The organism is Arthrobacter sp. CAN_A212 (assembly GCF_015752345.1).
Classification (GTDB): domain Bacteria; phylum Actinomycetota; class Actinomycetes; order Actinomycetales; family Micrococcaceae; genus Arthrobacter_D.
This window is the reverse complement of record NZ_JADOUT010000011.1, coordinates 1-24,005: the sequence shown is the minus strand read 5'-3', so window position 1 is coordinate 24,005 and position 24,005 is coordinate 1. Positions and strand designations below refer to the sequence as shown.

Sequence of the window (24,005 nt, the reverse complement as noted above, 5' to 3'; positions counted from 1 at the left end):
CCGGGTGGCTGTGCCCGAGAAACGTTAGGGGCAGTCATCGATGCATCTGCCGTGTCCGTCCCTGGCGCAGGACGAATTTCATCCCCTCAATTCGGCCGCGCCGAATGAAACAGCGAATCGTGCGCACCAGATGCTGACCGAGCTATAGGCGGCCAGGTCTGCCCCGGGCGGAATCACGTAGTTGTGATTGCCCTTGTTGGCTTTGAGGGCACCCAGGTCAAGGTAGGCGCCGTCGTCAAAGACATGCCATCCGTCTACTCCCTCGATCACGGGGGCGTCGGTAAGCCACACCCGAAGGTCCGGGCCGTCAGAGGTATCCAGGCCTTCAAGCCTCAGAATCCGGCTCCCGTCGGCGAGTTCAATGATCTTCGCGGTTCCGGTACTGGCGTGTTCGTGGCTGATGAGGCCCCCCGTGAGAATTTCACGAGGAGCGATTGCGGAGGGTTCAGCTGATGGCGTCCCGGACTGGGTGGGCTCAGGACTAGCGGCCTCCGTTGATGGCTGCCCGGATTGGGTGGGCGCAGGGCTCACGGTCTCCGAAACGGCAGGAATGTCCTCGGTGACGGTTGAACTGGTAAACATCCGCCACGGCTGGAACAGATACAGTCCGACGGCAACAACGGCGAGGCCCAAAAAAACCAGAATCGGAACAACAATGCGTCTGTTCATGCCCTTCCAACGATCCTGCCGATGACGAAGTTCCGGTCAACACCAGGGCATGGCCTCGGTCTGGGTCCTCAGGAACCGCTGCATCATCTTAGTCAATCCTGGGATCGCAACCAGGGTAGTTCCTCATCGATCAGTGACCCTTTGCCTGCAACGTTGGAAGTGCCACACTTTCCGATATGGAAGACGCACCATGGTGGTCGAAGCTGCCGTTTGCGACGCGGGCCTGGCTGGTCGCGAACAACGGCGACAGGGTGCCCGCGCATATTGTTCGCCAGATCCGGCAGGCGGGCGGGTCGGCCCCCTCGGATGCTGGACCGACCGATGAAGGTCAAGCCTCGGACAGCTACTTCTCAGATGAAGTCATCGACTGGATCGAGGCGGTCGGCAACGATGAAGGAGGGGAAGCTTGAAGTGCCCACGGTAGCCCTAAGCCATAGCCGAAAAATGGTTTAGCAGCTAAAGTATATTCATGGTGACAATCGCGTTGTTCGGCGGAACGGGAAAGACTGGACGGAGAGTGCTCAGCCGTGCACTCGCCGCCGGGTACACAGTACGGGCCCTGGTGCGTGACCCCGGCAAGGTGCAGATGTCTTCGCCGATGCTGACCGTCATTCGCGGTGACGTGATGGATCCGCAGTCTGTCGACGAAACGGTGGCGGGATCGGATGTGGTCCTCAGCTTGTTCGGTCAGGTGAAAGGTTCCCCGGCGTCACTCCAGACGGACGGCACCCGAACCATCGTGGCGGCCATGAAGCAGCACGAGGTGAGCCGGATCGTCACGCTGTCGGGCGGGGGGCTGGCAGCGCCACTGGACCAGCCGCGTCTGCCGGACCGGATCATTCGATTCCTGTTGAAAAGGCTGTCTGGCCAGGTCCTCGCGGATGCAGAAGGGCATTTCGACGTGTTGAAGGCCTCTGGATTGGAGTGGACGGTGGTGCGGGGGCCGAGGCTGACAGAAAAACCAGGCATCGGGTCCTACCGGGTGGGCTGGGTCGGCGTCGAGGCCTCGACGCAAATTAGCCGGGACGATCTCGCGGACTTCATTGTTACTCAGGTGGTGGACCGCTCCCATGTCGGGGAAATGCCGTTTGTCAGCGCATGAGCACGTCGCCCGCTAGCGAACGATCACAGCAGATCAGGACAATCCTCACCGAGGTAGTCCGGCTTTCCCGGGTACTGGCTTCACCGAGGTCCACGCCTTTCGGGGACGTCACACTCACGCGGACCCAAGTGGACATCCTTTTTCTGTTGGCCCACGGAAGCGAGCCGTTCACTCCGGGACGCCTCGCAGACATCCTGCAGGTCACCCGCGGTGCGATCACTCAGACAGTCGAACACCTACGCGCGGCGGGCCTGGTGCAACAGAAACCTGCGGAGCACGACGGCCGCGCAAGAGTGTTGTGCCTGACCGATCCCGCCAGGAAACAGGTCGACGCGTTTGAAACAGCACTGGTTGTCGGTGCCACGCCGTGGTTCGGGGATCTTTCCGACGATGAACTGGTCAACGTTGCCACCTCTCTCTCCAAGGTGTCAGGGGCCCCATGACAGCTATTTTGGTAACCGGTGCCACTGGCACCGTGGGCTCGGCGGTCGTCAGGCATCTATTGGGCCGTGGGGAGCAGGTCATCGCAGGAGTGCACGGTCGCGCCGTCCGGACGGAGGTGCCGGAGGCGGCCCAGGTCCGTGCGTTCACGTTCGGTGCGGTTCCGGCTGAGCTGGAGGAAGCGTTCGAAGGAGTGGACCGTCTTTTTCTGATGCGCCCGCCACCGATAGCCGATGTTCGGTCCATGTTATTTCCGGTAATTGACGCGGCTCAACGCAAAGGCATCCGACAGATAGCTTTCCTCTCTCTCCAGGGTGTCCAGATGAATCGTAAGACGCCACATCATGCGGTCGAGGAGTACCTGCGACAGATCAAGGCGCCGTACACCTTTCTCCGACCGAACTTCTTTATGCAGAATCTTTCGACAACGTACGCCGAACCTATTCGCACTCGAGGTGAAATTTTCGTTCCTGCAGGACGCGCGCGCATCGCGTTCATCGACGCGCGCGACGTCGGACGCGTCGCAGCATCAGTCCTTTCGGAGCCGGGGCACCTCCGAAAGGCCTACACCCTTTCCGGCGAGCGGAGTATGACGTACTGGCAGGTGGCACAGGTGATGACTGAAGTGCTCGGTCGGCCCATCCAATACGATCGCCCAAGCGAGGATGACTACCTGTCACGGTTGGCCACTGACGGAGCGTCCGAAGACTATATCGCCGTGCAAAAGATGATTCACAAAGTTGTGCGGCTCAACCTTTCCGCGTTACCCAACCGCGCCGTGCGCAAAATTTCGGGACAACCAGCGACACCGCTACGACAATTTGTGTCTGACTTCCGGACAGTGTGGCAATAGGTCCCCCTGAAAGCAAGAATGCCCGCCATCCCCACCACAGAGGGTCCGGGGCGGCGGGCATTCCTCAGGTAGTTAGGCGTCGACGACGATCGCGGTCACCACTGGCGTCCGGTTGTAGAACCGGCGCATCCAGGACGCAGTTGCCCGTTCGATGACCTCTTCAGGATCGTTGTTGCCGCCACCGCGGCGCCCACCCGGGTTGGACAGGGACTTCTCGATCGCCTCGGACGCCTTGTCGAGGTCGTCCTGGCTGCACTCGAAGCCCTTCGTGAAGAATTCGAGTGGCTCGGCCATTTCACCGGTCTTCGCATCCATGATGGCGAGCACGGTGACTGCGCCTTCCTCGGCGAGACGGCGCCGTTCCTCAAGGGTGTCCTCGGTGGTGTGGCCCACGCTGTCGCCGTCGACGAAGACCAGCCCGGCAGGGATCTTGCCCGAGATGGTTGCCTTGCCGTCGATCAGATCAATGGTGGTGCCGTCCTCAGCGAGAATCACATTCTTGGGATCCACGCCGGTGGCGACGGCGATGGCCTCATTGGCCTTGAGGTGACGCCATTCTCCGTGCACCGGCATGACGTTGCGGGGCTTGACGATGTTGTAGCAGTAGGCCAGCTCGCCGGCACTCGCGTGACCGGAGACGTGCACCTTCGCGTTGCCCTTGTGGACCACGTTGGCGCCCAGCTGGGTGAGGGAGTTGATGACACCGTAGATGGCGTTCTCGTTGCCCGGGATCAGCGAACTGGCCAGCAGAACCGTGTCGCCTTGGCCAATGCGGATGGCGTGGTCGCCACCTGCCATGCGGGACAGCGCGGCCAGGGGCTCGCCCTGGGAGCCGGTGCAGATGAGGACCACCTTGTGGTCGTCTGCCTGCTGCAGTTTCTTGAAGTCCACGAGGATGCCGCGGGGGATGGTGAGGTAGCCCAGCTCGCGGGCAATGGTCATGTTGCGGACCATCGAGCGGCCCACGAAGGCCACCTTGCGGTGATGCCGGTGCGCGGTGTCGATGACCTGCTGGATCCGGTGGATGTGGCTGGCGAAGCTGGAAACGATGATCCGGCGCGGGGCGGTACGGAAGACCGTATCGATGGCAGGCAGCAGGTCCTTCTCCGAGGTGGTGAAGCCGGGAACGTCGGCGTTGGTGGAGTCAGTGAGGAACAAGTCGACGCCCTCGGTGCCCAGCCGGGCGAAACCAACGAGGTCGGTGATACGCCGGTCAAGGGGGAACTGGTCCATCTTGAAGTCGCCCGTGTGCAGCACCATTCCGGCGCTGGTGCGGATGGCTACCGCCAGGCTGTCGGGGATGGAGTGGTTGACGGCGAGGAATTCGAGGTCAAAAGGACCCATCGGTTTCCGGGCGCCTTCCTCAACCTGGATGGTCTTCGGGGTAATGCGGTGTTCCTTGAGCTTGGCCTTGATGAAGGCCAGGGTCAGGCGTGAACCGATCAGGGGGATGTCGGCCCGTTCCTTCAGGAGGTAGGGGATACCACCAATGTGGTCCTCGTGGCCGTGGGTCAGCACGACGCCGACAATGTCCTGTAGCCGGTCCCGGATGGCCGAAAAGTCGGGGAGGATCAGGTTGACGCCGGGATGCACTTCCTCGGGGAAAAGCACGCCGCAGTCGACGATCAAAAGTTTGCCGTTGAACTCGAACACGGTCATATTGCGGCCAATTTCGCCGAGCCCTCCGAGGGCGACAATGCGCATCGCGCCCCGCGCGAGGTTAGGGGGTGTGTTCAGGGTGGTCTTGTTGTTCACAGTATTAACTCGTTTTCGATGGGGGTGTGCGAGCTGCGGATAGCCGCAGGGTGGCCGTGACCGGCCGAAATCTGTTGTCCCTCATGGGCGCGGGCAACTTTGCCGCTTACCCGGTGGCGGGAGACTGCCGCCAGGTCGAAAGTGGTGGTCCGCTCGGCTGCCTGCAGTGTTGGCTGCGGGTTCAGCGGGCAGGAATACACATGGCCTGCCGGTAGTTCGAGGGAGAAGTCCACCTATTTACCTTACTGGAAGGTACGCTACCATGCCGTATTCCGGGCGGTCGGTGACCTGCAGCGGTTCAGCGCCGGTGGATGGGAAGCGTTAAACCCGCAAGGGCGGCAGGTGACCCTGCCGCCCTTGCGGAGTACTTCGATCTAACGTGTTAGAGCTTGCAGCCGCCCAGCTGCTTCTGCACACCGTCCACTCGGTACACGAATGCGGCCATGGCTTCACGGGTGATGCCTTCCAGGGGGCGGAAGGTTCTGTCGTCGTATCCGGTGGACACTCCGGAATGCTTCATCCAGGAGATCTCCTTATAGAACTCCGCGCCCCGGGGAACGTCCGTGAAGGGTGCGGCCGTGGGGGCGGTGAATCCGGCCGCCCCGCCCAGGTTGCAGGCGTCAGCCGTGTACCGGTACAGGAACGCTGCCATCGCGTCGCGGTTGATGGACATCAGCGGCCGGTAGGTGCCGTCGCTCCACCCGGTGGCGAGTCCCACGGATTCCATCCAGGCGATTTCCTTGTAGTACTGGCTGTTGGTGGGCACGTCCTTGAACGGGCTCCGTGCCGGCGCAGTGAAGCGGGGGCTTCCGGCATGCCGGTAGATGAACGCTGCCATGGCGTCGCGGTTCATGGTGGCGAGGGGTCGGTAGGTGCCATCGGTGTAGCCGGTGGTGAGTCCCCTGGAATAGAGCCACTCAATCTCGCCGCGGAACCCGGAGGTTCCGATGTCCCAGAAGGGCCCGCCGACCTCGACGGTCACCGTGGCGGCGGTCGTGGATACGGTGTTGATCGTCACACGGGTGCCGGCAGCGGTGACAAAGGTGCTTCCTGGCTTCCAGGCGTGGTTGGCAGCGTAGTAACCGGGGAACGGCTTGGTGGAGGGCATGAGGATCAGTGAGGCGTTTGGGGCAGCTCCACCGAGCTGGGTGATCTTCACTCCGAAGTTGCCGTTGACTGCAAGCGCCTGGTCATAGCCGACCGGTGCCCGGTGCTCGAGGTAATACACCTCGCGGCTCACCGGATCGGTGAACTTGATTGCCCGGTTGGAGGCCGTTCCTGCCCAGGGCCTCAGGGTGTAGGTTTTGCGTCCGGAGGCAACCCCGGTGTTGCGGATTTCGTCGCCGCGACCGAACTTTCCGTAGTCCCAGAAGCTAGCGCTGATGACCGGGGTCTGGAACCACTGGGCGGAGCCCATCAGGTCCATCGTGTCGGCGTACTCGCGGACGTAGCAGGTCGGGTCAGTGAACCGGCCGTTGGTGACACCGGTGTCTGAGGCTCCGCTGCCACACTGCAGTGCGTCAGCATGCATGAGGCCGAGGACGTGCCCAAATTCGTGGGCAACCACGTTGGTGGTGAAGTTGCTCATTTGCGGCATCAGAACGCGGCCGCTGGTGCCATTGCTGCTCCAGCCATAACCGAGGATTCCGCCGGGGAGGGCCGACGGGATGAAGACGACGAGGGCCGAGTAGGGGCTGTAGGTCCAGCGCAGCTCGCTGGTCACCTGGTTCATGATCTCGTTGTAGGACCAGGTGGATTTTGCCTTGGTCTTGTGTCCCGCTACCTGGGAGGTGACCGACATGGAGAGCCGGTTGTTGGACATTGCCTTCCAGTAGTTGCTCGAGACATTTACGGAGTTCACGGCGTTGGCCATTGAGATCTGACCGGCGTTGTCGGCAAGTTGCACCGTCACCAGCTTGACCTTGATAACGCCCTGACGCTGCATCGGTTCGAGGTTTGCGGGGACATCCTGGGGCTGAGCCGCTCCGCCCTCACCGAGCACTTCCTGAGGCTGACCACCGGTTTCGAAGTCGTAGCCGGGCTCGTAGGTGTGAATGGAGCGCGGTGTGCCGTCATTCGGTTCAACAATTGCTTTGTCTTCCGGGGAGACCGGCGCCGCGATCGCTGGTGCGGCGGTCATGGTGGTGAAACTCGAGGCCAGCAGAATCAGGCCGGTGAGGGCCGCGGCGGATCGCGTGAAGACGCGCATATGTTTATTCCCTTACTCAACCGGGGCGAGAGACCTGACCGCTTTGCGGCAGATCCCGGGAGGTCCTACACAAAACAAGGTTCGGCACGAACGGGTACCGAACCTCTAAAAGGTCACCTCAAAAGCATAGATTTGTGATTGCGACGGGCACCGCCCAATTTGTCAAAGCCTTTCCGAAATACCCGAAGGATTACCGCAGGTTTTCCCTCGGTCAGGAAGCTTTGCCCGAAAACCACGATTCGGACTCGGGAGACGGTGGCAGGGCTGAGCCCCGTCTGGTGCCGAGGGAGGTGACGACGGCGCCGGTTGGGCGTGGCCGGGTCAGCAGCATCCGGAGGATGGCCAGCAGAAAAATCGGGAAGGAGACAAGGATCGCAACGGCCAGCGCATACATGGCCAGGAGGGCGTAAACGGGCGATCCGAAGAGGTTGGTGATGAAAAAGCCGCTCCCCAGCCAGGCCCACAGCCAGAACACCAGGACTGCGTAAACCAGTGCGCGGGCACGGCGGTACTGCAACGGATAATGCATCCGCCGGCTCCATTCGGTTGTCCCCAGTTGTGATTGAAACGCGCTTCAAGGGGCGGTTTCAAGATTGATACTAGACCCAAAACGGGTGTCCGCAAGTTTTGTGGTTGACAATAGAACGTGGGCAGAAATAAAGCGGAAAGAATTCGCGTCGATCGTGTGTATAGCGGAGATCTTTGGACCCGGGTTAGTTCCGTCGGCACCCGCGGGGATCGTCCGTTCGTCCTGGTGTGCGGCATTGGAGTGTCTTCTCACTACTTCGAACAGTTGGCGCCCCATCTGGAACAGTTTGGACCCGTGTATGCGCTGGATCTGCCGGGATTCGGGGGCGTGCCCCACAACGGGAGTGGCCTGTCGATGAGCGAGTACGCCGACCTTCTCGGCGACGTCATCGACTCCCTGGACGCTCCTGATCCGGTAGTGGTGGGCCACTCAATGGGAACCCAGGTGGTTGCCGATTTGGCGTCCCGCCGGCCCGGGCTGAGCACCATCGTCCTGATCAGCCCGGTGGTCGACGCCGACCACCGGAACCTACCCGCCCAGGCGTGGCGGTTCGCTACGTCCAGCTGGCGTGAACCTTTTCGCGTGAAGGTGCTTGCGGTGACCGCCTACCTGTTCTGCGGTTTCAACTGGTTCTTTCGGGTGCTGCCCAACATGCTGGCCTACCGGATCGAGGATGTGGCAGCCAGGATCCAGGCCGATACACTCCTGATCCGCGGACAGTACGACGACGTCTGCCCGCCTGAGTGGATTGCAGCCCTCTCCGACCGGCTCCCGAGATCGAGCGCGTTCGAGGTGGAGGGTGCGGCGCACTCGGTCATGCACGCGCATGCCCGGGAAGTGGCGCGCCTCTGCGTCGATCATGCCGGCCGCGGGTCAGCGGGTGACGACGGCGGCATCGACCGGATCCCGGAACTCCCGGATGAAGGGGTGGAGGTTGATCCGCAGGACGTCCTCGAGAACGTTACCGAGGAGATCAAGGGCGCGGCAACCGAGGTGAGGGGGAACGCCACGAATAGCGACGCCCTGGTGGAAGAGGGGAGGAACCGGCAGGCCGATGCCCGACGTGCACTACGGGGAGATTAGTCCACTGTGCTGCTAGAGCAGTCGCACATGGTCCGGGTTCAGGTCCTCCACCCGGTTCACGCCGAGTAGCTGCATGGTCCTGGCGGTCTCCTTGCTGAGAATCTCGATGGCGCGGTCCACACCGGCCCGCCCGCCGGCCATCAGCCCGTACAGGTAGGCCCGCCCGATCAGGGTGAAGTCCGCGCCGAGAGCCATTGCCGCCACTATGTCGCCGCCACTCATGATCCCGGTATCCAGCATGATGGTGGTCTTGCCCTTGAGCGCCGCAGCTACGTCCGGGACCAGATGCAGGGGGATTGGGGCGCGGTCGAGTTGCCGGCCCCCATGGTTGGACAGCACCAGTCCGTCCACGCCGTGGTCGACGGCCTTCTTCGCGTCGTCGACGGTCTGGATGCCCTTCACCACCAGGTTGCCCTTCCAGACGTCGCGGAGCCAGTCGAGGTCCTCGTAGGTCAGGGTGGGGTCGAACATGGAATTGATCAGGTCTGCCACCGTGCCGGAGTACCGGGACAGCGACGCGAAGGCCAGCGGTTCGTGCGTCAGGAAGTTGAACCACCAGGCCGGGCGGTAGGACGCGTCCAGGACGGTCTTCGCGGTCAGCGCAGGCGGGATGGTGAGGCCATTGCGTACATCCCGCAGCCGTGACCCGGCGACAGCGGTGTCGACGGTGACCATCAGGGTGTCGTTGCCGGCCCTGGCAGCCCGGTCGATGAGTTCCATCGACCGATCCCGGTCGGTCCAGAGGTAGAGCTGGAACCAGTTCCGCCCGTGGGGGGCGGCCGCTGCGACATCCTCGATGGAAGCGGTGCCCATGGTGGACAGCGTGTAGGGGATCCCTGCGGCCTCGGCCGCCTGCGATCCAGCGTACTCGCCCTCTGACTGCATCATCCGGGTGAAACCGGTGGGGGCAATTCCAAACGGCTGGGAGGACTGTTTGCCCAGCACCGACACGGAGGAATCGACGGTCTCGACGTTGCGGAGGATGCCTGGACGGAACTCCAGATCCAGGAAGGCGCCGCGCGCCCGGCGCAGGGTGATCTCAGCTTCGGCCGCGCCGTCCGTGTAGTCGAAGGGGGCGGTGGGAGTTCGCCTCTTCGCCTGATCCCGCAGGTCCCAGATGGTACTTGCCCGCTTCAGCCGCGCTGCGGAGCCCAGCTCCGGCTTTCTGAACTGCATCAGGGGCGCCAGGTCACCGACCTTCGGGAAGCGTCGCTTGAGTGCTGGAGGAATCTGGGACGGCATGCTGACCTCGCTCTAATCCGGTGTGGTAGGACCACAGGGCGTGAGGTTGACCCTACCGTCCTCAGGATTGACCGCGCAACCCTTGCAGCGCTTTGTGCGGACTTTCCTCGTGTGTGGTCGGACCACTGAGTACGATGGGTGGATGCGCAACCATGAGTTGGTCCTATCCTGGATCGAAGCGGAGCTCGCTGCCGGCCGCCTGGCCGTTGGCCAGCGGCTACCCGGCGAGCGGGCTGTCGCAGAGCAGCTGAATATCTCCCGCGCCTCGGCGCGGGAAGGCATCCGCGTCCTCGAAGCGATGGGGGTGGTCCGCGCGGGGGTGGGATCCGGTCCGGGCGCAGGGACGGTGATCACCGCGAACCCTGCACTGGCCCTCGGCTCAGCCCTGCGCTTCCACGTCGCCAGCTCCCACCTTCCGGTGGAGGATATCGTCCAGACCAGACTGTTGCTCGAAACGTGGGCCGCCGGCCACGCCCGCGCCGCAGCGCCCTCGATGGCAACCGCCGCGGCACTACTCGACGAAATGGACGCCCCTGGTCTGGCTGCCGCCGAGTTTCTGCGGCTCGACGCGCTCTTCCATGTGGCGCTCGCCGAGGCTGCCGGAAACGTGCTGATCGGGGCGATGATGTCCTCGCTCCGGGGGTCGATCGAAACCTACACCCAGCAACTCACCAGCCGCCTCCCGGATTGGAACACCACCGCCGCGCGTCTCAGGTCGGAGCATCGGGCCATTCATCAGGCGATCCGCGGGGACGACGACGGCGCCAGACTTGGCGGCAACCCGGCAGCCCTGATTGCCGCGCACATCGAAGGGTTCTACCGCGAGGCCGGCTTATAGCCTGGATCGAACCCGAAACCTATGAAGGAGGCAGGAGCTGTGACATCAACGGAGATCCTCGAGGAGGCGTTCGGAAGGATGCCGGACGCCATTCGCCGAGCGGTCAGCGGCCTGGACGCCGACCAACTCATGGTGCGTCCCACTGCCACCGGTAATGGCAAGGGAAACTCGGTCGCCTGGCTGATCTGGCACCTCACCCGGGTCCAGGACAACCACATTGCCGACGCCGCCCAGCTCCCGGAACTGTGGCTGAGGGAGGGGTGGGCGGAGCGATTCGGCCTGGACCTGGATCCTGCCGACACCGGTTACGGTCATTCCTCGTCACAGGTGGAGAAGGTCCGCCCCGCTTCTGCGGAGCTCCTGGTGGAGTACTACGACGCCGTCCACTCCCGCACGCTGGAATACATCGCTGGCCTTGGCGAAGTGGATCTGGACCGTATCCTCGATGCGTCCTGGGACCCACCCGTCACCTTGCGGGTGCGATTGGTCAGTGTGGTGGAAGACTGCATGCAGCACGCCGGGCAGGCGGCGTACGTGCGCGGCCTGCTGATCTAGGCAGGACGCCGGGGAGACGAACAGCCCTTCGGCCTACGACAGGCCCGTTTCGCGCAGCGTCAGATTCAACCGGCCCTTGAGTCCTAGCGCTGGATCCGCCGAGCCAGGATAAGTCTTGGTCACGCCGTGGTAGGCAAACCGGGAGGGCCCACCAAACACAAACAGGTCACCGGATTCGAGGGTGAGATCGGTCCAGGGTTTGTTCCTGGTTTCGGTGTTGCCGAAGCGGAAAATGCAGGAGTCGCCGATGCTCAGCGAAACCACCGGTGCGGATGCCACCTCATCCTTGTCCTGGTGCATGCCCATAGCGGCGTCGTCGTCGTAGAAATTGATCAGGGCGGCATCCGGGGCATAGTTGGCGGGGTCGCCGTACGCCGCGGCTACGGCGTCGCGGCCCAGCTGGACCAGCCAATCGGGGAACTCGGCGACCTGTCCACCACCGGCGTCGTCGGCGGTCCTCGTGTACCGGTATGGCTGCCAGTGCCAGCCCAGACACACGGTCTTGACCGACATCATTGAGCCATTGGGCATCCGCGCGGCACGCATGGGGACAGGGCCCGTGGCCCACTTTCGGCAGGCATCGATCAGCTCCTGCTGCTGCTTAAGGCTGAGCCACCCTGGCAGGTGGACGGCGCCCGGCGAGGGCTCGCTGCGCTCCCGGGGCAGTAAGGATTCCATGCCCTTATTCTGGCCGAAATTGTTCGATGAGGGGTGCAGGTGTCTAGGTGGTCCAGAAGGTAAAGTCGTCCTGGCTGAGTGCCAACCGTGAATCGGCGGTTTCATCGCGCATCCAGACGGTGCCGAGTCCGGGGGCGGTCTCTTCGACCAGCCCGCGGTAGAGCACGTCGGCCTGCATCCGCGCCTCGATCCGGTCCCCTCGTTTGAGGGCGCGCAGGCTGCGGATCCGGCTGCCAGTGCCGGGCGTGGGGTTGGTGCGGCAGGGGTCGGTCTTGATGCAGGTGGTGGGCATGCTGGGCCTCCAGGGGTTGAGCCGATGGTGCCAGCTCGTGCCAGCTATCTAGTTATGTCAACCGCACGCCAATCCCATCTATTCCCGCGGGCCGCCTTGTAGCAACCTGATGACCTCCTCGTCGGGCACCGGCTCAAAGTGCCGGTACGCCTGCCCCACCGACCCAAGTGACGGCGCATCCCACAGCCAGAACGTCCGGTCCGCCACCGTTTGAGTGTCGGCCAGGGACTGCCCCAGAAACACCGGGACGGCCACCATCAGCTGCTTGGGTTGCAGCTGCCGGACAGTCTCGACGGCCGCGCGGAGGGTCGCCCCGGTGGCGACGCCGTCGTCGACCAACACCACACTGCGGTCCTTCACCGTGGGCGGCAGCCGTTCCGAGCGGTACAGCAGGTCGCGGCGTGCCAGCTCGATCCGTTCGCGGGAGGCAGCCGCTTCGAAGATGGTGTTCCCATCGCCGGCCAGCCCTGCCAGTACCCCCTCGTTCCGGACGGTGCTGCGGTTGCCGCCGATGGCGGCCACGGCGCCCATCGCGAGTTCGGCGAAACCGGGCACCCCCACCTTGCGGACCAGAACGACGTCGAGCTGGCACTGCAACACCCGGGCGATTTCGGCCGCGACAGGCACCCCGCCGCGGGGAAGACCCAGTACCAAAAGATCCGGGATTCCGGCCAGCGCGTGCAGCTCGCGGGCGAGTTGGCGGCCGGCGTCCTGCCTGTCGTGGAACCTGCGGGGAGCTGTCGATGTAATTCGCATCTTCTGGGCCTATTCATCGTCGGCGATGAGTGGTAAACCGAATGCAACCCTACATTTCCGGTCCGACGAAAGTCGATCATCTCAAGGAACCAGGAGGCCCGCCATGAATGAGCGGGGCACCGCAGGAGAACGAGCCAGAGCGTCGCGACCCCGCTGTTGCGAACGCCGGACGATGGGGGAGACGACGTGAGCAGCGCACTGCACACGCACGCCGGCCTTTATAGGCGGCCCGGACCGTGGGGCACCGTCTACACCGACGCCAGTACGGGCGCTGGTGATTCCCTGCACGCCGATGACGCCCGCCCCGAACTGATCGCGGGAACGCTGTACCGGGCGGGCGCGGACAAGGCAGACCTCAAGGCGATTCGGGTTGCCCTGACCCGGTCCGCGAAGGGTTTGCCCGATCCGGTGGCGCGGTTCCTCCTGGTCAACGACGGTGAGGTCGAGTTCGACGAGTTTCTCCCCGGCGAGCTGGTGATGCCGCAGGTGATCGACGTCGGCCCGGTCCCCAACCTGGTGCCCCTGGTGCATCACCGCCCGGATGCGTTCGCCTACGTGGTGGCGGAGGCGGGGCGCGACGGTGGGGTCATCCATCTGCATCACGCCAACATGGCGGACGACGTGAGTACCGAAGTGGAAGGCTCCACCGAGAACCTCAAGAAGATTCCGGGTGGCGGGGCATCGCAGGGCGGATACCTCCACCGCACAGAGAACATTTGGCGGGCCAACGCCGCAGAGCTGGCGGGCGAGATTGACCGGGTGGTCCGCAACTGCCGGGCGCGACTGTTGATTATTGCCGGGGATATCCGGGCGCGGAATCTGGTCGCCGAACACCTATCCGAGGCAAGCAAAGCCATCCTGTCGGTGATCGAAAGTCACACCCGCACCGACGGGGCGGACCGTGACGCTTTCGCACGGCTGGTCGCCGAACGGGTAGCGGCCAGTATCGACGCGGAGCAACAGCGGTTGTTGGAGCGGTTGGACAGCCAGCTGGGCCGCGACCACCCGGAGTCCGCAGTGGGCCTCGGTGCGGTGGTGCACGCCCTGCAGCGAGCCCAGGTGGGAACACTGTTGCTGGAGCGGGCGGCGTGGGGCGAGCAGCGGCTCCTGGCGCTCGCGGCCGAGCCGTGGCTTGCAGCATCGACGAACGAGACGGCCGGCACCCGCCTGGTCGGGACGATCACGGCGCCCTCGGCCCTGCTCCGGGCCGCGGCTCTCACCGACGCTCACGTGGTGCTGTTCCCGCCGGGTGCGCTGGACCCGCACCGGATCGCGGCTCTGCTGCGTTGGCCGAACGGATCCTCGACCTAGCGCACTCCCACGCGGCCCACCTCTTCCTCTCCCCCAATTGTGTCGGTGCCCTGTGCAATGCTGTGGGAATGAGTATGGGGGCGGTTGCCAAGAGGTTCGTCATGAGTTTTGAGCCGGATTTCAACAGGATCAGGTGGGCTCCGGGTGTGACCATTACCGGTGGCGATGTGCGCGAGACCATTGGAGCTGTCGAAGCGGTTTCCGGCGCTGGGAGACGGCCACTCCTGGTTCACACTGGTTCCGTCGAACGGATCACACGGGAGGCCCGCGAGCTCCTGATCGAAGATACGTGTTCGTCGAAGACAGCGGTGCTGGGGATGGATCAGGTGAGTATGGTCATGACCGCTTTTGCCTACACCTCGGCAACTCCCACCCAGTTTTTCACCGACGAGGCAGAAGCCATCGCATGGCTTCTGGAGCCATCCCCATAAGGCACGCCGGCAGATACTTCGACGGACAATCGGCGACAGTGAAGCTATCAGGATCCGGGTGATTTTTCGGTGATGGTGTGGAGGGCTCGTTTGAGTCGGTTGTCGGCATCGTTTGCGACGTCGCGGGTCGCTTCGGTGTCGCTGAGCTGGACCATGGTTTGGGGGTCGATGGTTTCTATGGTTGTTTCAGTGGCTTCAGGTGCACGTCGTACCACGACGTTGCAGGGCAGCAGGGCGCCGAGTTGCGGTTCCCCGGTGATCCCGCGTTGGGCCAGCTGAGGGTTGCAGGCACCGAGGATGATGTAGTCACCAATGTCATCTCCAGCCTTCTGGCCAAGCTTCTTTGTGAAGGTGGCACGGACATCTATCTCGGTGCCGCATCCTCAACCCGGCCTTCTCGCAGCAGCCGCGCCGGCGGGACATCGTCCAGCTGGGGATTCACGCCTTGGAACCACGCCTGGACCACGGCGCGGGAGTCCCGCTCAGCAAGCAACGCGGCCGCATGATAGGCATGGCGCAACCGTGTCATCACCTCGGACGAGGGCCTTCGTTCGCCATCGGCCCATTGGCGCACGGCGCGGGTTTCCTTCACCGAGCCGATGTATGCAACCAGCTTCGCCCCGAGAATGTCGCGCAAGTCGCGAACCAGCTCGGTATCGGGAAGACGGATGGAATCCTGATGTGCCTTTAGCCCGCCACGGGCTCCTGCAACAGCTGTCATGCGGTACATCATTCCATGAAACGCATGCTGTATCAAGGGCGGTATCACACCCCATATCACATATCAGATAACGCCGATAACCCACCTTATGACAAGCTGAAGTGATCCGATAGCAGAATTTGCGGATTAGGACCCGGTGATACGGCCTCCCCGTTTTCGGCTGCCGGGACGCTGAAGTCCTTATCGTTGCGGGATCTGAGCTTGTTCTGCGGCTCGGAGGGCATCAGCACAGCGCATGGATGAGCTGACGGGTTTACGGTCCGCGCAGGCAAATAGTTCCACGGTGCACCGAAGGATTACGAGCCCCACTGGTCTATTGCCGAAGCAGCTGGCCATGGTGATCAAGTTCCACCGCCCTCGAGTCCGGGTGCTCCGATCAGGCCTACCGATCTAGTGTCCGATTCTTTCGAGACCCCGACGGATCTCGGCCATAGGTTGGGTTCATGATCTTCAAATACTCCATCGTGTACGTGGCCTAGGTGCCCGCTACTGTCGAGGCATGGAGTGGATTACGGGCCGCTTCAAAGATTGGCAGATGCCAACGAAAGCCGCGATTTTCAAGGCGCGCACCCGGCTGGGCTCGACGGTAATGGCTGAACTTTTCGCGGAGGCAGCGAAGCCCCTCGCGGCGCCTGGAGGCAGCGGATTTTACAAGTCCTGGAGACTGGTCAGCGTTGACGGGACATGCCTGGACATTGCAGACACGCCAGCGAACGAGAAGTACTACGGACGGCCAGGCACGGCCACCTTGATCAAGAGCGCGTACCCGCAGGCACGGGTACTCGGACTGGTCGAATGCGGGACACATGCGGTGATCGGGGCCGTAGTCGCCGGCTACGACACTGCCGAACAGGACATGTTTCCCGGGCTCCACGCGGACCTGGACGCCTCCATGCTGCTGATGGCCGACCGAGGGTTCTTCAGCTACCACGCATGGAGGGACAGCGCAGCAACCGGTGCGGCACTACTGTGGCGCATGAAGGCCAGCAACGTCCTGCCGGTGCTTGAGGAACTGCCCGACGGTTCGTACCGCTCGGCGCTCTACGCCAACCCCAAGGCCCGCCGAAACAACACGGACGCAATCCCCGTCCGAATGATTGAATACACCGTCACCAGCGGCGGGAACACCAGCAGTTTCCGCCTCATCACCACCGTCCTGGACCCGCACGCAGCACCGGCACAGGACCTGGCAGAGCTCTACGGACGGCGCTGGGAAATCGAGTCCTGCTTCGACGAACTCAAAACCCACCAACGCGGCCCCGGAATCGTCCTGCGCTCCAAAACCTCCGACGGGGTCCTGCAGGAAATCTACGGCTACCTCTGCGTTCATTACGCCCTGCGGTCCCTCATCGGCGAAGTCGCCCAATTGTTCGAAGAAGACCCCTTACGGTTTTCGTTCACACGCACTCTCCGGGCAGCACGGCGAACCCTCGCCGACCGCCCGGCTTTTTCCCCCTGACAAACTCCGGAAAGCCTTCGCCAGCTTCAGCGCAGAGATACTCCACGACCTCCTGCCGCCACGCCGACAACGCAGCAACCCGCGCGTCGTCAAACGCAAAATGTCGGGCTGGCCACTAAAACGAATATCGAAACCGAGCATCCGAGTCGACTAAGTAAACGGTATTGGGCCTAGCCGGGAGCGAAACTATCCTTGCTCATAGACTCTGAACGCTGGGAAGACGTGTCCTGGCTCGCAACGCTCATCAGGGTCACAGCCGACGCTATTCCTGCTCCTCGACGACGAACGCGCTGACTATTTCTGTTCCTCCGAGTCCTCCAGTGGGCAGCCCCGGGGGTGTACTCGGCGCAACACATCGGAGGAGTAACTGCCGCACGCATAAGGCACCCTCCTAGCGAATTGTGAGCGATTGCTTGCGATGACTAAGGCGAGGCGGACTGCGATTGATGACGCTATGGACAACTCGATCAGATAACTCTCACTGAGGTCTTGACCGTGGGTCTTGCCCGTCGTAACGTCAATGCACGTTCTCGACAATGGCAGCGACTTTGAAGTCACAGATCCGCCGCCGTTTACGAACTTGTCGGTAGGTAACTCGACAACACCAGCACTGCTACCAGTAGGAACGATATGACTGACGCGATGCCCCGCCTGATCGCTGTTTTCGGCGCCACTGGACAGCAGGGAGGCGCCGTCGTCGACGCTCTCCTCAATGCCGGGGCGACCGTCCGCGCCCTTGTCCGCCAGCCCGAATCTGCAAAAGCGTTGGCCCTCGCTGGCCGCGGCGTTGAACTTGCCCACGCTGATGTCACGGACACTGCCACCCTGGAGGCGGCACTGACCGGGGTGGACGCATTTTTCTTCATGACCACGCCCGGCTGGTCCGCAGACGGTCTTGAGAAAGAAACTGCTCAGGGTATTGCTCTGGCCGCCGCCACGGCCTCGGTCGGCGTCCCGCTTACCGTGTTCAGTTCTGTTGGCGGCGCGGAGCGCAACTCCGGCATCCCACACTTCGAGAGCAAGCGCCGCGTCGAGGAGCACATCGAGCAACTTGGCCTGAACGCGACGATCGTCCGCCCGGTGTTCTTCATCGACAACTTCACCTTCACCGGCCCGAGTATCGAGAACCGTGAGGTCGTAGTCCGCCTCCCGCTCCCGGACGGCATCCCGCTGCAGATGATCGCTGTCCGCGACGTCGGCAGGGTCGCAGCGGCGACACTGCTCGGCGCAGAGATCCCCGGTGGAAGCATCGAGATCGCCGGCGATGAGCGAACCGGCACCGAAATCGCTACCGCGATCGGCCAGAAGATGAACCTGCCCGCCCGATACGAGGCACTGCCCGTCGATGTCCTCGGCGACAACGAAGACTCGAAGGCCATGTTCCGCTGGTTCGCCAACCTGCCCGCCTACCGGGCCGATCTGACTGGGACCCGCAGGATAGTCCCCGATGCCCTCGACCTTCCCGGCTGGCTCGAGGTCACCGGCTGGACCCCTTCCGCCTAACCACAAACCAAGAAAAAAGAGCACAGAGGATATGGCACATTTAGGCGCCGGTAAAGGCGCACTCGTTACTGGGGGCGGCGGTGGAATCGGGCAGGCAGCTGCTAAAACATCGCCGCTCTCGGGGCGAAGGTTCTCGTCGTGGACCTCGCCGAAGAAGCCGCCAGAGTTACTGCCGAGGCGATCGGGAAACCGCGACCTCGACTACTTCGCTGCTCATGTGCGCGCACCTGATTGGCCTTTGGCTCGGGGCAACCGGATTCGGGTGGTTGGAGCTCAGAGCCAGCTCGAGGCATGGTCAGCCCGTGACCTTCAATCCATCGCCAATATTGCTACGCCAGCCGTCCCCGAATTCCTGAAGGAGCAAACTGTGCCGACCTGCACCCACTTGGACACGATCGTTGAAGTCACCCCGAGCGATGATGGATGCCACGACTGTCTGCTGACCGGCGGCCGCTGGGTACACCTGAGGGTATGCCAGGCCTGCGGCCACGTCGGCTGCTGCGATAGCTCCCCCAACCGACATGCAACCGCACACGCGAGCGTTGCCGACCATCCGGTTGTCAGGTCTTTCGAGCCCGGAGAGGACTGGTTCTTCTGCTACCCCGACAGCCTCCTGTTTGAGCTCGGGGGCGCCGCTCCGGCGCCATCGCACAGCGTGGGCCGGCGATGAACGCTACACCGCCCACCAGTCCGGCCACGCCTGGCGCGGCACAGGGCCTACCAGCGGGCGGGGGTACTGGTCGAGTCGTGGTCACCGGGGGCCGGCACGCGTACCCGTTGCGGGACTTCCTGACCCGCAACGATGTCAATTTCGTCTACCTCGACGAGTCGGATAGCCAAGACGCCATCTGTGTGCTTCCGGACGGAACCCGGCTCACCAACCCAAGCATCGTCGAACTCGCCCGGGGACTGGGACTGCTCCGGGCGCCTCGTCTAGATACCTACGACCTCGTGATCGTCGGCGCCGGTCCGGCGGGCCTGGCCGCGGCCGTGTACGCCGCCTCCGAGGGACTAAGTACGGCCGTCTTGGAAAGTGAGGCCTTCGGCGGGCAAGCGGGAACAAGCAGTCGGATCGAGAACTACCTGGGGTTCCCGGACGGCATCAGCGGTGCTGAGCTCGCCGGGCGGGCCCGCTCCCAGGCGGAGCGGCTCGGCGCGGATCTCCTGCTGGCGCGCGAAGTCGTCAGCGGAGGCGAGCGGGACGGGCGGCTTTTGCTGAACCTGGCCGACGGCGCTCAACTGGCCGGGCGTACCGTGTTGAGTGCCAGCGGTGTCGACTGGCGCCGTCTGGATGCCCCCGGGATCGACGGGCTCCTGCACGCGGGCGTGTACTACGGGGCGGCGTCGAGCGAGGCTCCGGGCACGCGAGGCAGGGACGTGTTTGTGGTCGGAGCTGGGAACTCGGCCGGTCAGGCCGCCGTGAATTTCGCGGAATTCGCCCGGTCGGTGACCCTGCTGGTACGCGGGCAGGACCCCGCTGCCAGGATGTCCGCATATCTGCTAAACCGTTTGAAGGCCACCGACAACGTCACGATCCTCACCGGCGTCAGCATTACGTCCGTCGCTGGTGACAACTGGCTCCGTGAAATCACCTACCAAGACCGCGAACGCGGCGCCGTGACCGTTGAGGCCCACGCGCTGTTTCTCTGCATCGGAGGCGAGCCGCGCACGCAGTGGGCCGTCGACGACCGTCTGGCCCTGGACCCGGCAGGCTACCTGTTCACCGGTGACGACCTACCAAGGCCGCTGGTGGACCTGGGTTGGCCGCTGGGACGCGACCCTTACCCGCTTGAGACAAACCGACCGGGTCTCTTCGTGGCGGGCGACGTGCGACACGGCTCCACCAAACGTGTAGCCACCGCGGTCGGTGAAGGTGCCATGGCGGTCCAGTTAGTGCACCGGTACCTTGCACGAGAATGAACCCCGGAAGGTGGCTACCCGCTCGTGGACCCGGTCCTGAAATCGTGCGGGCGCTGGCCGCACCGGCGGTCACGGGTTCGCCCTGAAGCGGTCAGGTCGCTCTAGTCGCGGTGGCTATCGTGCTTTCCTCGGGCCCGGCAGAGTCATCCCTCCAAAAAGTCGATGTGACTGTGACAGGTTTGGGTAGCCCCATTTGAGGTCCTCCGCGGACCGCGATACCAACTTCCCATCCCCACGGTGTGCACCTTGGAGCGGCGATGCCTGCCGTCGGCACTCCCTTGAACGTTGCGGATTGAGGGTGCCCGACCACGGACTTTACTTGAATGTTCATGCGATGCGTTTTATTCTGGGTATCCTGCGAACGTTCAAGTCATACCGAGAGAAAGTCCCGCGCCCATGAGCGACCTGAAGATCGCCGTCATCCTTGGAAGTACCCGCCCCGGTCGCAACGGGCAGGCTGTGGCCGAATGGGTGGTGGAGAAGGCCCAGGCTCGCACCGCTACCTATGAGCTGGTTGACCTCCTGGACTACCCGCTCCCCCACCTCGATGAGGCGCTGCCGCCGTCGATGGGCCAGTACGAGCACGAGCACACCAAGACGTGAGCCGCCAAGATCGCCCAATATGACGGGTTTATCTTTGTCACTCCGGAGTACAACCGCTCGACCTCCGGTGTGTTGAAGAACGCCATCGACTACTTGTACGCGGAGTGGAACAACAAGGCAGCCGGCTTCGTCTCCTATGGCTCACTCGGCGGCGCCCGTGCGATTGAGCACCTGCGCGGCATCAGCGCCGAGCTGCAAATCGCCGACGTTCGTCAACAGCTCTCCTTTTCCTTGTTCAACGACTTCGAGAATTTCTCCACTTTCAATCCCGGCCACCAGCACGACGGTGCCGTTGCGGTCCTGTTCGATCAGCTGGAGGCGTGGGCCGGAGTGCTCAAGCCGCTACGTTCGGTTTAGAGCCCCCGGCGTGAACGTCGTCGCCCGGCCTATTGATACCTGCTGTCGCGGAAGCCAACTTTTGGCAACCCTAGGTGAGGCCCGGGTTGGCCTCCTCAGTGGCTTGTGAAAGCCCCTTCTGTGCAGAAGATTCATAGGCGGAAGGCAGTCTTGACCTCGCGCGACTTCTGACGAGCGATGTCAACAGACCCACTGCACATCGACGATAAGTGGCACAATGAACGGCCGTGGGCTTCCCTTGTCATCCGGAACCGAGCGGGCCGGTTCCCTTATTAGGTGTGTTACGGGGTGCCCGTGTCTTCGGTGTGTGGGGTGGCGCGTAGCACGAAGAGGGCTAGGGCGGCGCAGATCAGGAGGATGCCGAGGGCTACCCAGCTGGTGGTGTGTACTGCTTGGGTGAATGCCGTCCGTGCGAGGTCGATTAGTGTCTGAGCTGAATTGTCTGGGAGGTCGGCGGCGGTGGTGAGTGCGGAGCTGATACTTTCGCGGGCATTCTCGCGGTTCGAATCGGCTTGTGGAGTGTTGGTGAGTGAGCTGAAGTCCAGTCCGGCGCGGTAGGAGGCTGCGAGGATGGTACCTAGGATCGCGGTGCCTAGTGCTGTTCCGAGTTCGTAGGCTGTTTCCGAGACCGCTGAGGCTGCTCCGGCGCGTTCCGCTGGGACGGCACTGACGATTGTGTCGTTGGTCAGGGCGACAACGACTCCGAGGCCTGCTCCGACGAGGATGAACGCTGTCTCGAAGAGGAGCGGCGTACCGGCTACGGGCACCTGAGTGAGGAGGAAGAACCCGCTGGCCGCCAGGAGGAGTCCCGTTGCCACCAACCTGTGTAGTTGTATCCGTTGGACAAGGGGGGCAGCGAGGAGTGATCCGAGGAGTGAGGCGATCATGCCGGGAAGCAGCGCGAGCCCGGCCTCGAGCGGTGCGAGTGCCAGCACGAGTTGGAGGTATTGCGACCCAAAGTACAGCAGTCCCACGAAGGCGAAGATGGTCAGCAGGTTGGTCAGGACGGCCCCGGAGAACATCCGGTTCTTGAATAGGCGCATGTCGAGCATCGGGTGGGTTAGTCGTTTTTGTCTCCGAACGAAGACCGTTCCTGCAAGGAAACCTGCCGCCATGATCATCAGCAGGAGCGTTGAGGGCCCTTGTTCGACGATGTTTTTGATGCCGTAGACCACGGGCAGGACCGCCGCGAGTGAAAGGATCGCGCTCCAGACGTCGAAGTGTCCTGGGTCCGGATTCTTCGATTCAGGGATGGTCCAGGGTCCGGCGATCAGCAGTAGGGCCATCACTGGAATGTTGATGAGGAACACTGACCCCCAGGGGAAGTGTTCGAGCAGTATTCCGCCGAGAATCGGCCCTGCCGCTGCCCCGCCGGCAGCCATGGCGCTCCAGACGCCGATCGCTAGGGTGCGCTGGCGCGGGTCGCTGAAAATATTTCGGATCAGTGAAAGGGTCGACGGGAGGAGGGTCGCTCCTGCGATACCAAGAAGTGCACGTGCTGCGATAAGCAGCTCCGCTGTCGGAGCGAATGCGATCAGGGCGGAAGCGGCACCGAAGCCGGCGGCGCCTATCAGGAGCAGCCGACGCCTGCCGATACGGTCACCCAGTGTTCCCATCGTGACCAGCAGTCCCGCCAGGACGAAGGAGTAAATGTCTACGATCCAGAGCATCTGGGTCGAGGTCGGTTGCAGATCTGCGCTGATGAACGGAATTGCCAGGCTGAGGACCGTCCCATCGATAGCGATCAGGAGTACGGCCAATGCAATGAAAACCAAAGCTGCCCACTCACGCCGTCCGGCCCTCAGCGGATTCTTCGGACTGATCGGATCTAGTGGATCACTTGGCTGGCTGCCGCTCACGATTCACCCCTGGCTGCGATGGCGAGGATGCTCTCGCTGACCAGTCGTGGAACGTCCGCTTCAGCCACGGTCTTCAGGCGAAGACCGTCCGCGGCGCCCACGATGAGCCAGGTCAGGGACTGGGCAATCCACTCGGCAGGTAAGTCAACCCGAAACTCTCCTCCGGATTGGCCGCGTCTGATTAGATCCTTGATCTCCTCATCCGCTGCGTCCGCAGCGAGGAGGATCTCCGATTCAACACGCTCCGACAACGGTTGAAGTGCGAGGAGACCGTACCGTGGTGCCAGTTCTGCTAATGCCCACGCAAGGCGGCGCAAAGCAATCGATGGTCGGTCCTCCCGCAGTGTGGAACCCGCCACAACATCCACATAGCTCGACACAGCCTGCCTGGACAGTTCTCGGACCAGTAGGTCTCGGGACGCGAAGCGCCGGAATAGCGTCGCCCGCCCGATACCTGCACTCTCCGCTATCTCATCCATCGTCGCCGCAGGCCGCAAAGCCAACAAACCCATCGCACTGTCTACCAATGTATCAATCGTCATGAGACTCACAATACCCGAATGAGACGTAAATGTCTCACACTTGGGTTTCATGATCATTGAAATGGGCCGTGTCCTGGACTTCTCGGGGGCGGTCAGCCCAGCGCCGGCTGTCGTCACCTCAGGATGGTCACGCCATCCAACTCGCGTCCGAGGTGTCATTAAAATGACTTGTACGCACAGTGGTTGATACCGGCTGGACAACCTAGGGCGTGTCTCCTTATTGTTCGGTGAGGTCTTTGGGATGCTGGTGGTATGTCACGTACTGCTGTTTTGTCGGATGCTCAGTGGGCTCGGATT

Annotated in this window: 24 protein-coding genes and 3 pseudogenes; 14 read left to right on the top strand and 13 right to left on the bottom strand. The window is 63.0% G+C overall.

Annotated features, from left to right (window positions below):
- Positions 1–78: 78 nt before the first annotated feature.
- On the bottom strand, positions 79–669 hold the full coding sequence (locus IWX64_RS09775) for a DM13 domain-containing protein (RefSeq protein WP_196866944.1): 591 nt from the start codon (positions 667–669) through the stop codon (positions 79–81).
- A gap of 176 nt (positions 670–845) precedes the next feature.
- Between IWX64_RS09775 and IWX64_RS09770 the strand changes: the two genes are divergently transcribed.
- The 4 genes from IWX64_RS09770 to IWX64_RS09755 are packed head-to-tail and all read left to right on the top strand — an operon-like array spanning position 846 to position 3,065.
- Positions 846–1,079 carry a hypothetical protein gene (locus tag IWX64_RS09770; protein WP_196866943.1) on the top strand — a complete coding sequence of 78 codons (234 nt, stop codon included), beginning with the start codon at positions 846–848 and terminating at the stop codon, positions 1,077–1,079.
- A 59-nt stretch (positions 1,080–1,138) separates the two neighbouring features.
- Entirely contained in the window at positions 1,139–1,771 is a 633-nt protein-coding gene (locus tag IWX64_RS09765) for an NAD(P)-dependent oxidoreductase (RefSeq protein WP_334683234.1), read from the top strand.
- Positions 1,768–2,214, top strand: coding sequence for a MarR family winged helix-turn-helix transcriptional regulator (locus tag IWX64_RS09760; protein WP_334683233.1), 447 nt, complete (start codon positions 1,768–1,770; stop codon positions 2,212–2,214). Before IWX64_RS09765 ends, IWX64_RS09760 begins: the two co-directional genes overlap by 4 nt.
- Positions 2,211–3,065 carry an SDR family oxidoreductase gene (locus tag IWX64_RS09755; RefSeq protein ID WP_196866940.1) on the top strand — a complete coding sequence of 285 codons (855 nt, stop codon included), beginning with the start codon at positions 2,211–2,213 and terminating at the stop codon, positions 3,063–3,065. Before IWX64_RS09760 ends, IWX64_RS09755 begins: the two co-directional genes overlap by 4 nt.
- Positions 3,066–3,137: 72 nt before the next feature.
- On the opposite strand, the gene IWX64_RS09750 is transcribed toward IWX64_RS09755, so the two are convergent.
- From IWX64_RS09750 to IWX64_RS09735, 4 genes are all read right to left on the bottom strand, one after another.
- Positions 3,138–4,769 carry a ribonuclease J gene (locus IWX64_RS09750; RefSeq protein ID WP_196867043.1) on the bottom strand — a complete coding sequence of 544 codons (1,632 nt, stop codon included), beginning with the start codon at positions 4,767–4,769 and terminating at the stop codon, positions 3,138–3,140.
- Between the two features lie 47 nt (positions 4,770–4,816).
- A complete protein-coding gene (locus IWX64_RS09745) occupies positions 4,817–5,053 on the bottom strand; it encodes a hypothetical protein (RefSeq protein WP_196866939.1) in 237 nt (78 codons plus the stop codon).
- Positions 5,054–5,202: 149 nt separating this feature from the next.
- Positions 5,203–7,029, bottom strand: coding sequence for an S-layer homology domain-containing protein (locus IWX64_RS09740; RefSeq protein WP_196866938.1), 1,827 nt, complete (start codon positions 7,027–7,029; stop codon positions 5,203–5,205).
- 211 nt (positions 7,030–7,240) lie between these two features.
- A complete protein-coding gene (locus tag IWX64_RS09735) occupies positions 7,241–7,558 on the bottom strand; it encodes a hypothetical protein (protein WP_196866937.1) in 318 nt (105 codons plus the stop codon).
- A 117-nt stretch (positions 7,559–7,675) separates the two neighbouring features.
- Here IWX64_RS09735 and IWX64_RS09730 point away from each other — a divergent pair, with 117 nt between their 5' ends.
- Positions 7,676–8,641: an alpha/beta hydrolase gene (locus IWX64_RS09730; RefSeq protein WP_334683232.1), complete on the top strand. Its 966-nt coding sequence runs from the start codon at positions 7,676–7,678 to the stop codon at positions 8,639–8,641.
- A gap of 12 nt (positions 8,642–8,653) precedes the next feature.
- On the opposite strand, the gene IWX64_RS09725 is transcribed toward IWX64_RS09730, so the two are convergent.
- Positions 8,654–9,883: an alpha-hydroxy acid oxidase gene (locus tag IWX64_RS09725; protein ID WP_196866935.1), complete on the bottom strand. Its 1,230-nt coding sequence runs from the start codon at positions 9,881–9,883 to the stop codon at positions 8,654–8,656.
- A gap of 142 nt (positions 9,884–10,025) precedes the next feature.
- Between IWX64_RS09725 and IWX64_RS09720 the strand changes: the two genes are divergently transcribed.
- Together IWX64_RS09720 and IWX64_RS09715 are read left to right on the top strand one after the other, a co-directional pair.
- On the top strand, positions 10,026–10,721 hold the full coding sequence (locus IWX64_RS09720; RefSeq protein WP_196866934.1) for a FadR/GntR family transcriptional regulator: 696 nt from the start codon (positions 10,026–10,028) through the stop codon (positions 10,719–10,721).
- 39 nt (positions 10,722–10,760) lie between these two features.
- On the top strand, positions 10,761–11,276 hold the full coding sequence (locus IWX64_RS09715; RefSeq protein ID WP_334683231.1) for a mycothiol transferase: 516 nt from the start codon (positions 10,761–10,763) through the stop codon (positions 11,274–11,276).
- Positions 11,277–11,309: 33 nt separating this feature from the next.
- On the opposite strand, the gene IWX64_RS09710 is transcribed toward IWX64_RS09715, so the two are convergent.
- The 3 genes from IWX64_RS09710 to IWX64_RS09700 all read right to left on the bottom strand — a co-directional run bounded on the left by IWX64_RS09710 (position 11,310) and on the right by IWX64_RS09700 (position 13,002).
- Positions 11,310–11,954, bottom strand: a complete 645-nt coding sequence (locus IWX64_RS09710) for an alpha-ketoglutarate-dependent dioxygenase AlkB family protein (RefSeq protein WP_196866932.1) — start codon at positions 11,952–11,954, stop codon at positions 11,310–11,312.
- Positions 11,955–11,997: 43 nt separating this feature from the next.
- Positions 11,998–12,246, bottom strand: coding sequence for a hypothetical protein (locus tag IWX64_RS09705; protein WP_196866931.1), 249 nt, complete (start codon positions 12,244–12,246; stop codon positions 11,998–12,000).
- A gap of 78 nt (positions 12,247–12,324) precedes the next feature.
- Positions 12,325–13,002 (bottom strand): phosphoribosyltransferase, encoded by a 678-nt coding sequence (locus IWX64_RS09700; RefSeq protein ID WP_196866930.1) that lies wholly within the window; start codon positions 13,000–13,002, stop codon positions 12,325–12,327.
- A gap of 186 nt (positions 13,003–13,188) precedes the next feature.
- Between IWX64_RS09700 and IWX64_RS09695 the strand changes: the two genes are divergently transcribed.
- Together IWX64_RS09695 and IWX64_RS09690 are read left to right on the top strand one after the other, a co-directional pair.
- Complete coding sequence (locus IWX64_RS09695; protein WP_196866929.1) at positions 13,189–14,313, top strand: baeRF2 domain-containing protein; 1,125 nt, start codon at positions 13,189–13,191, stop codon at positions 14,311–14,313.
- Between the two features lie 101 nt (positions 14,314–14,414).
- Positions 14,415–14,744 (top strand): DUF7793 family protein, encoded by a 330-nt coding sequence (locus IWX64_RS09690; protein ID WP_196866928.1) that lies wholly within the window; start codon positions 14,415–14,417, stop codon positions 14,742–14,744.
- Between the two features lie 173 nt (positions 14,745–14,917).
- Here the strand turns inward: IWX64_RS09690 and IWX64_RS17020 are convergent.
- Both IWX64_RS17020 and IWX64_RS09680 read right to left on the bottom strand, forming a co-directional pair.
- Positions 14,918–15,112: pseudogene (locus tag IWX64_RS17020) on the bottom strand (DUF302 domain-containing protein); the annotation flags it as partial.
- Complete coding sequence (locus IWX64_RS09680; RefSeq protein WP_196866927.1) at positions 15,109–15,465, bottom strand: hypothetical protein; 357 nt, start codon at positions 15,463–15,465, stop codon at positions 15,109–15,111. The gene IWX64_RS09680 and the pseudogene IWX64_RS17020, both read right to left, overlap by 4 nt.
- Positions 15,466–15,961: 496 nt before the next feature.
- On the opposite strand from IWX64_RS09680, the pseudogene IWX64_RS09675 reads away from it, so the two are divergent.
- The 5 genes and pseudogenes from IWX64_RS09675 to IWX64_RS09655 form a co-directional block, all read left to right on the top strand.
- A pseudogene (locus tag IWX64_RS09675) lies at positions 15,962–16,924 on the top strand (IS4 family transposase); the annotation flags it as partial.
- Positions 16,925–17,554: 630 nt separating this feature from the next.
- On the top strand, positions 17,555–18,427 hold the full coding sequence (locus IWX64_RS09670) for an NmrA/HSCARG family protein (RefSeq protein WP_196866926.1): 873 nt from the start codon (positions 17,555–17,557) through the stop codon (positions 18,425–18,427).
- A complete protein-coding gene (locus tag IWX64_RS09665; protein ID WP_334683230.1) occupies positions 18,372–19,097 on the top strand; it encodes a UBP-type zinc finger domain-containing protein in 726 nt (241 codons plus the stop codon). Before IWX64_RS09670 ends, IWX64_RS09665 begins: the two co-directional genes overlap by 56 nt.
- Positions 19,094–20,347 carry an NAD(P)/FAD-dependent oxidoreductase gene (locus tag IWX64_RS09660; protein WP_196866924.1) on the top strand — a complete coding sequence of 418 codons (1,254 nt, stop codon included), beginning with the start codon at positions 19,094–19,096 and terminating at the stop codon, positions 20,345–20,347. Before IWX64_RS09665 ends, IWX64_RS09660 begins: the two co-directional genes overlap by 4 nt.
- Before the next feature lie 396 nt (positions 20,348–20,743).
- Positions 20,744–21,307 (top strand): annotated as a pseudogene (locus IWX64_RS09655) (NADPH-dependent FMN reductase).
- A gap of 281 nt (positions 21,308–21,588) precedes the next feature.
- Here IWX64_RS09655 and IWX64_RS09650 read toward each other — a convergent pair.
- Positions 21,589–23,166, bottom strand: coding sequence for an MFS transporter (locus tag IWX64_RS09650; protein WP_334683229.1), 1,578 nt, complete (start codon positions 23,164–23,166; stop codon positions 21,589–21,591).
- Entirely contained in the window at positions 23,163–23,708 is a 546-nt protein-coding gene (locus tag IWX64_RS09645) for a TetR/AcrR family transcriptional regulator (RefSeq protein WP_196866923.1), read from the bottom strand. Before IWX64_RS09645 ends, IWX64_RS09650 begins: the two co-directional genes overlap by 4 nt.
- Between the last annotated feature and the right edge of the window lie 297 nt (positions 23,709–24,005).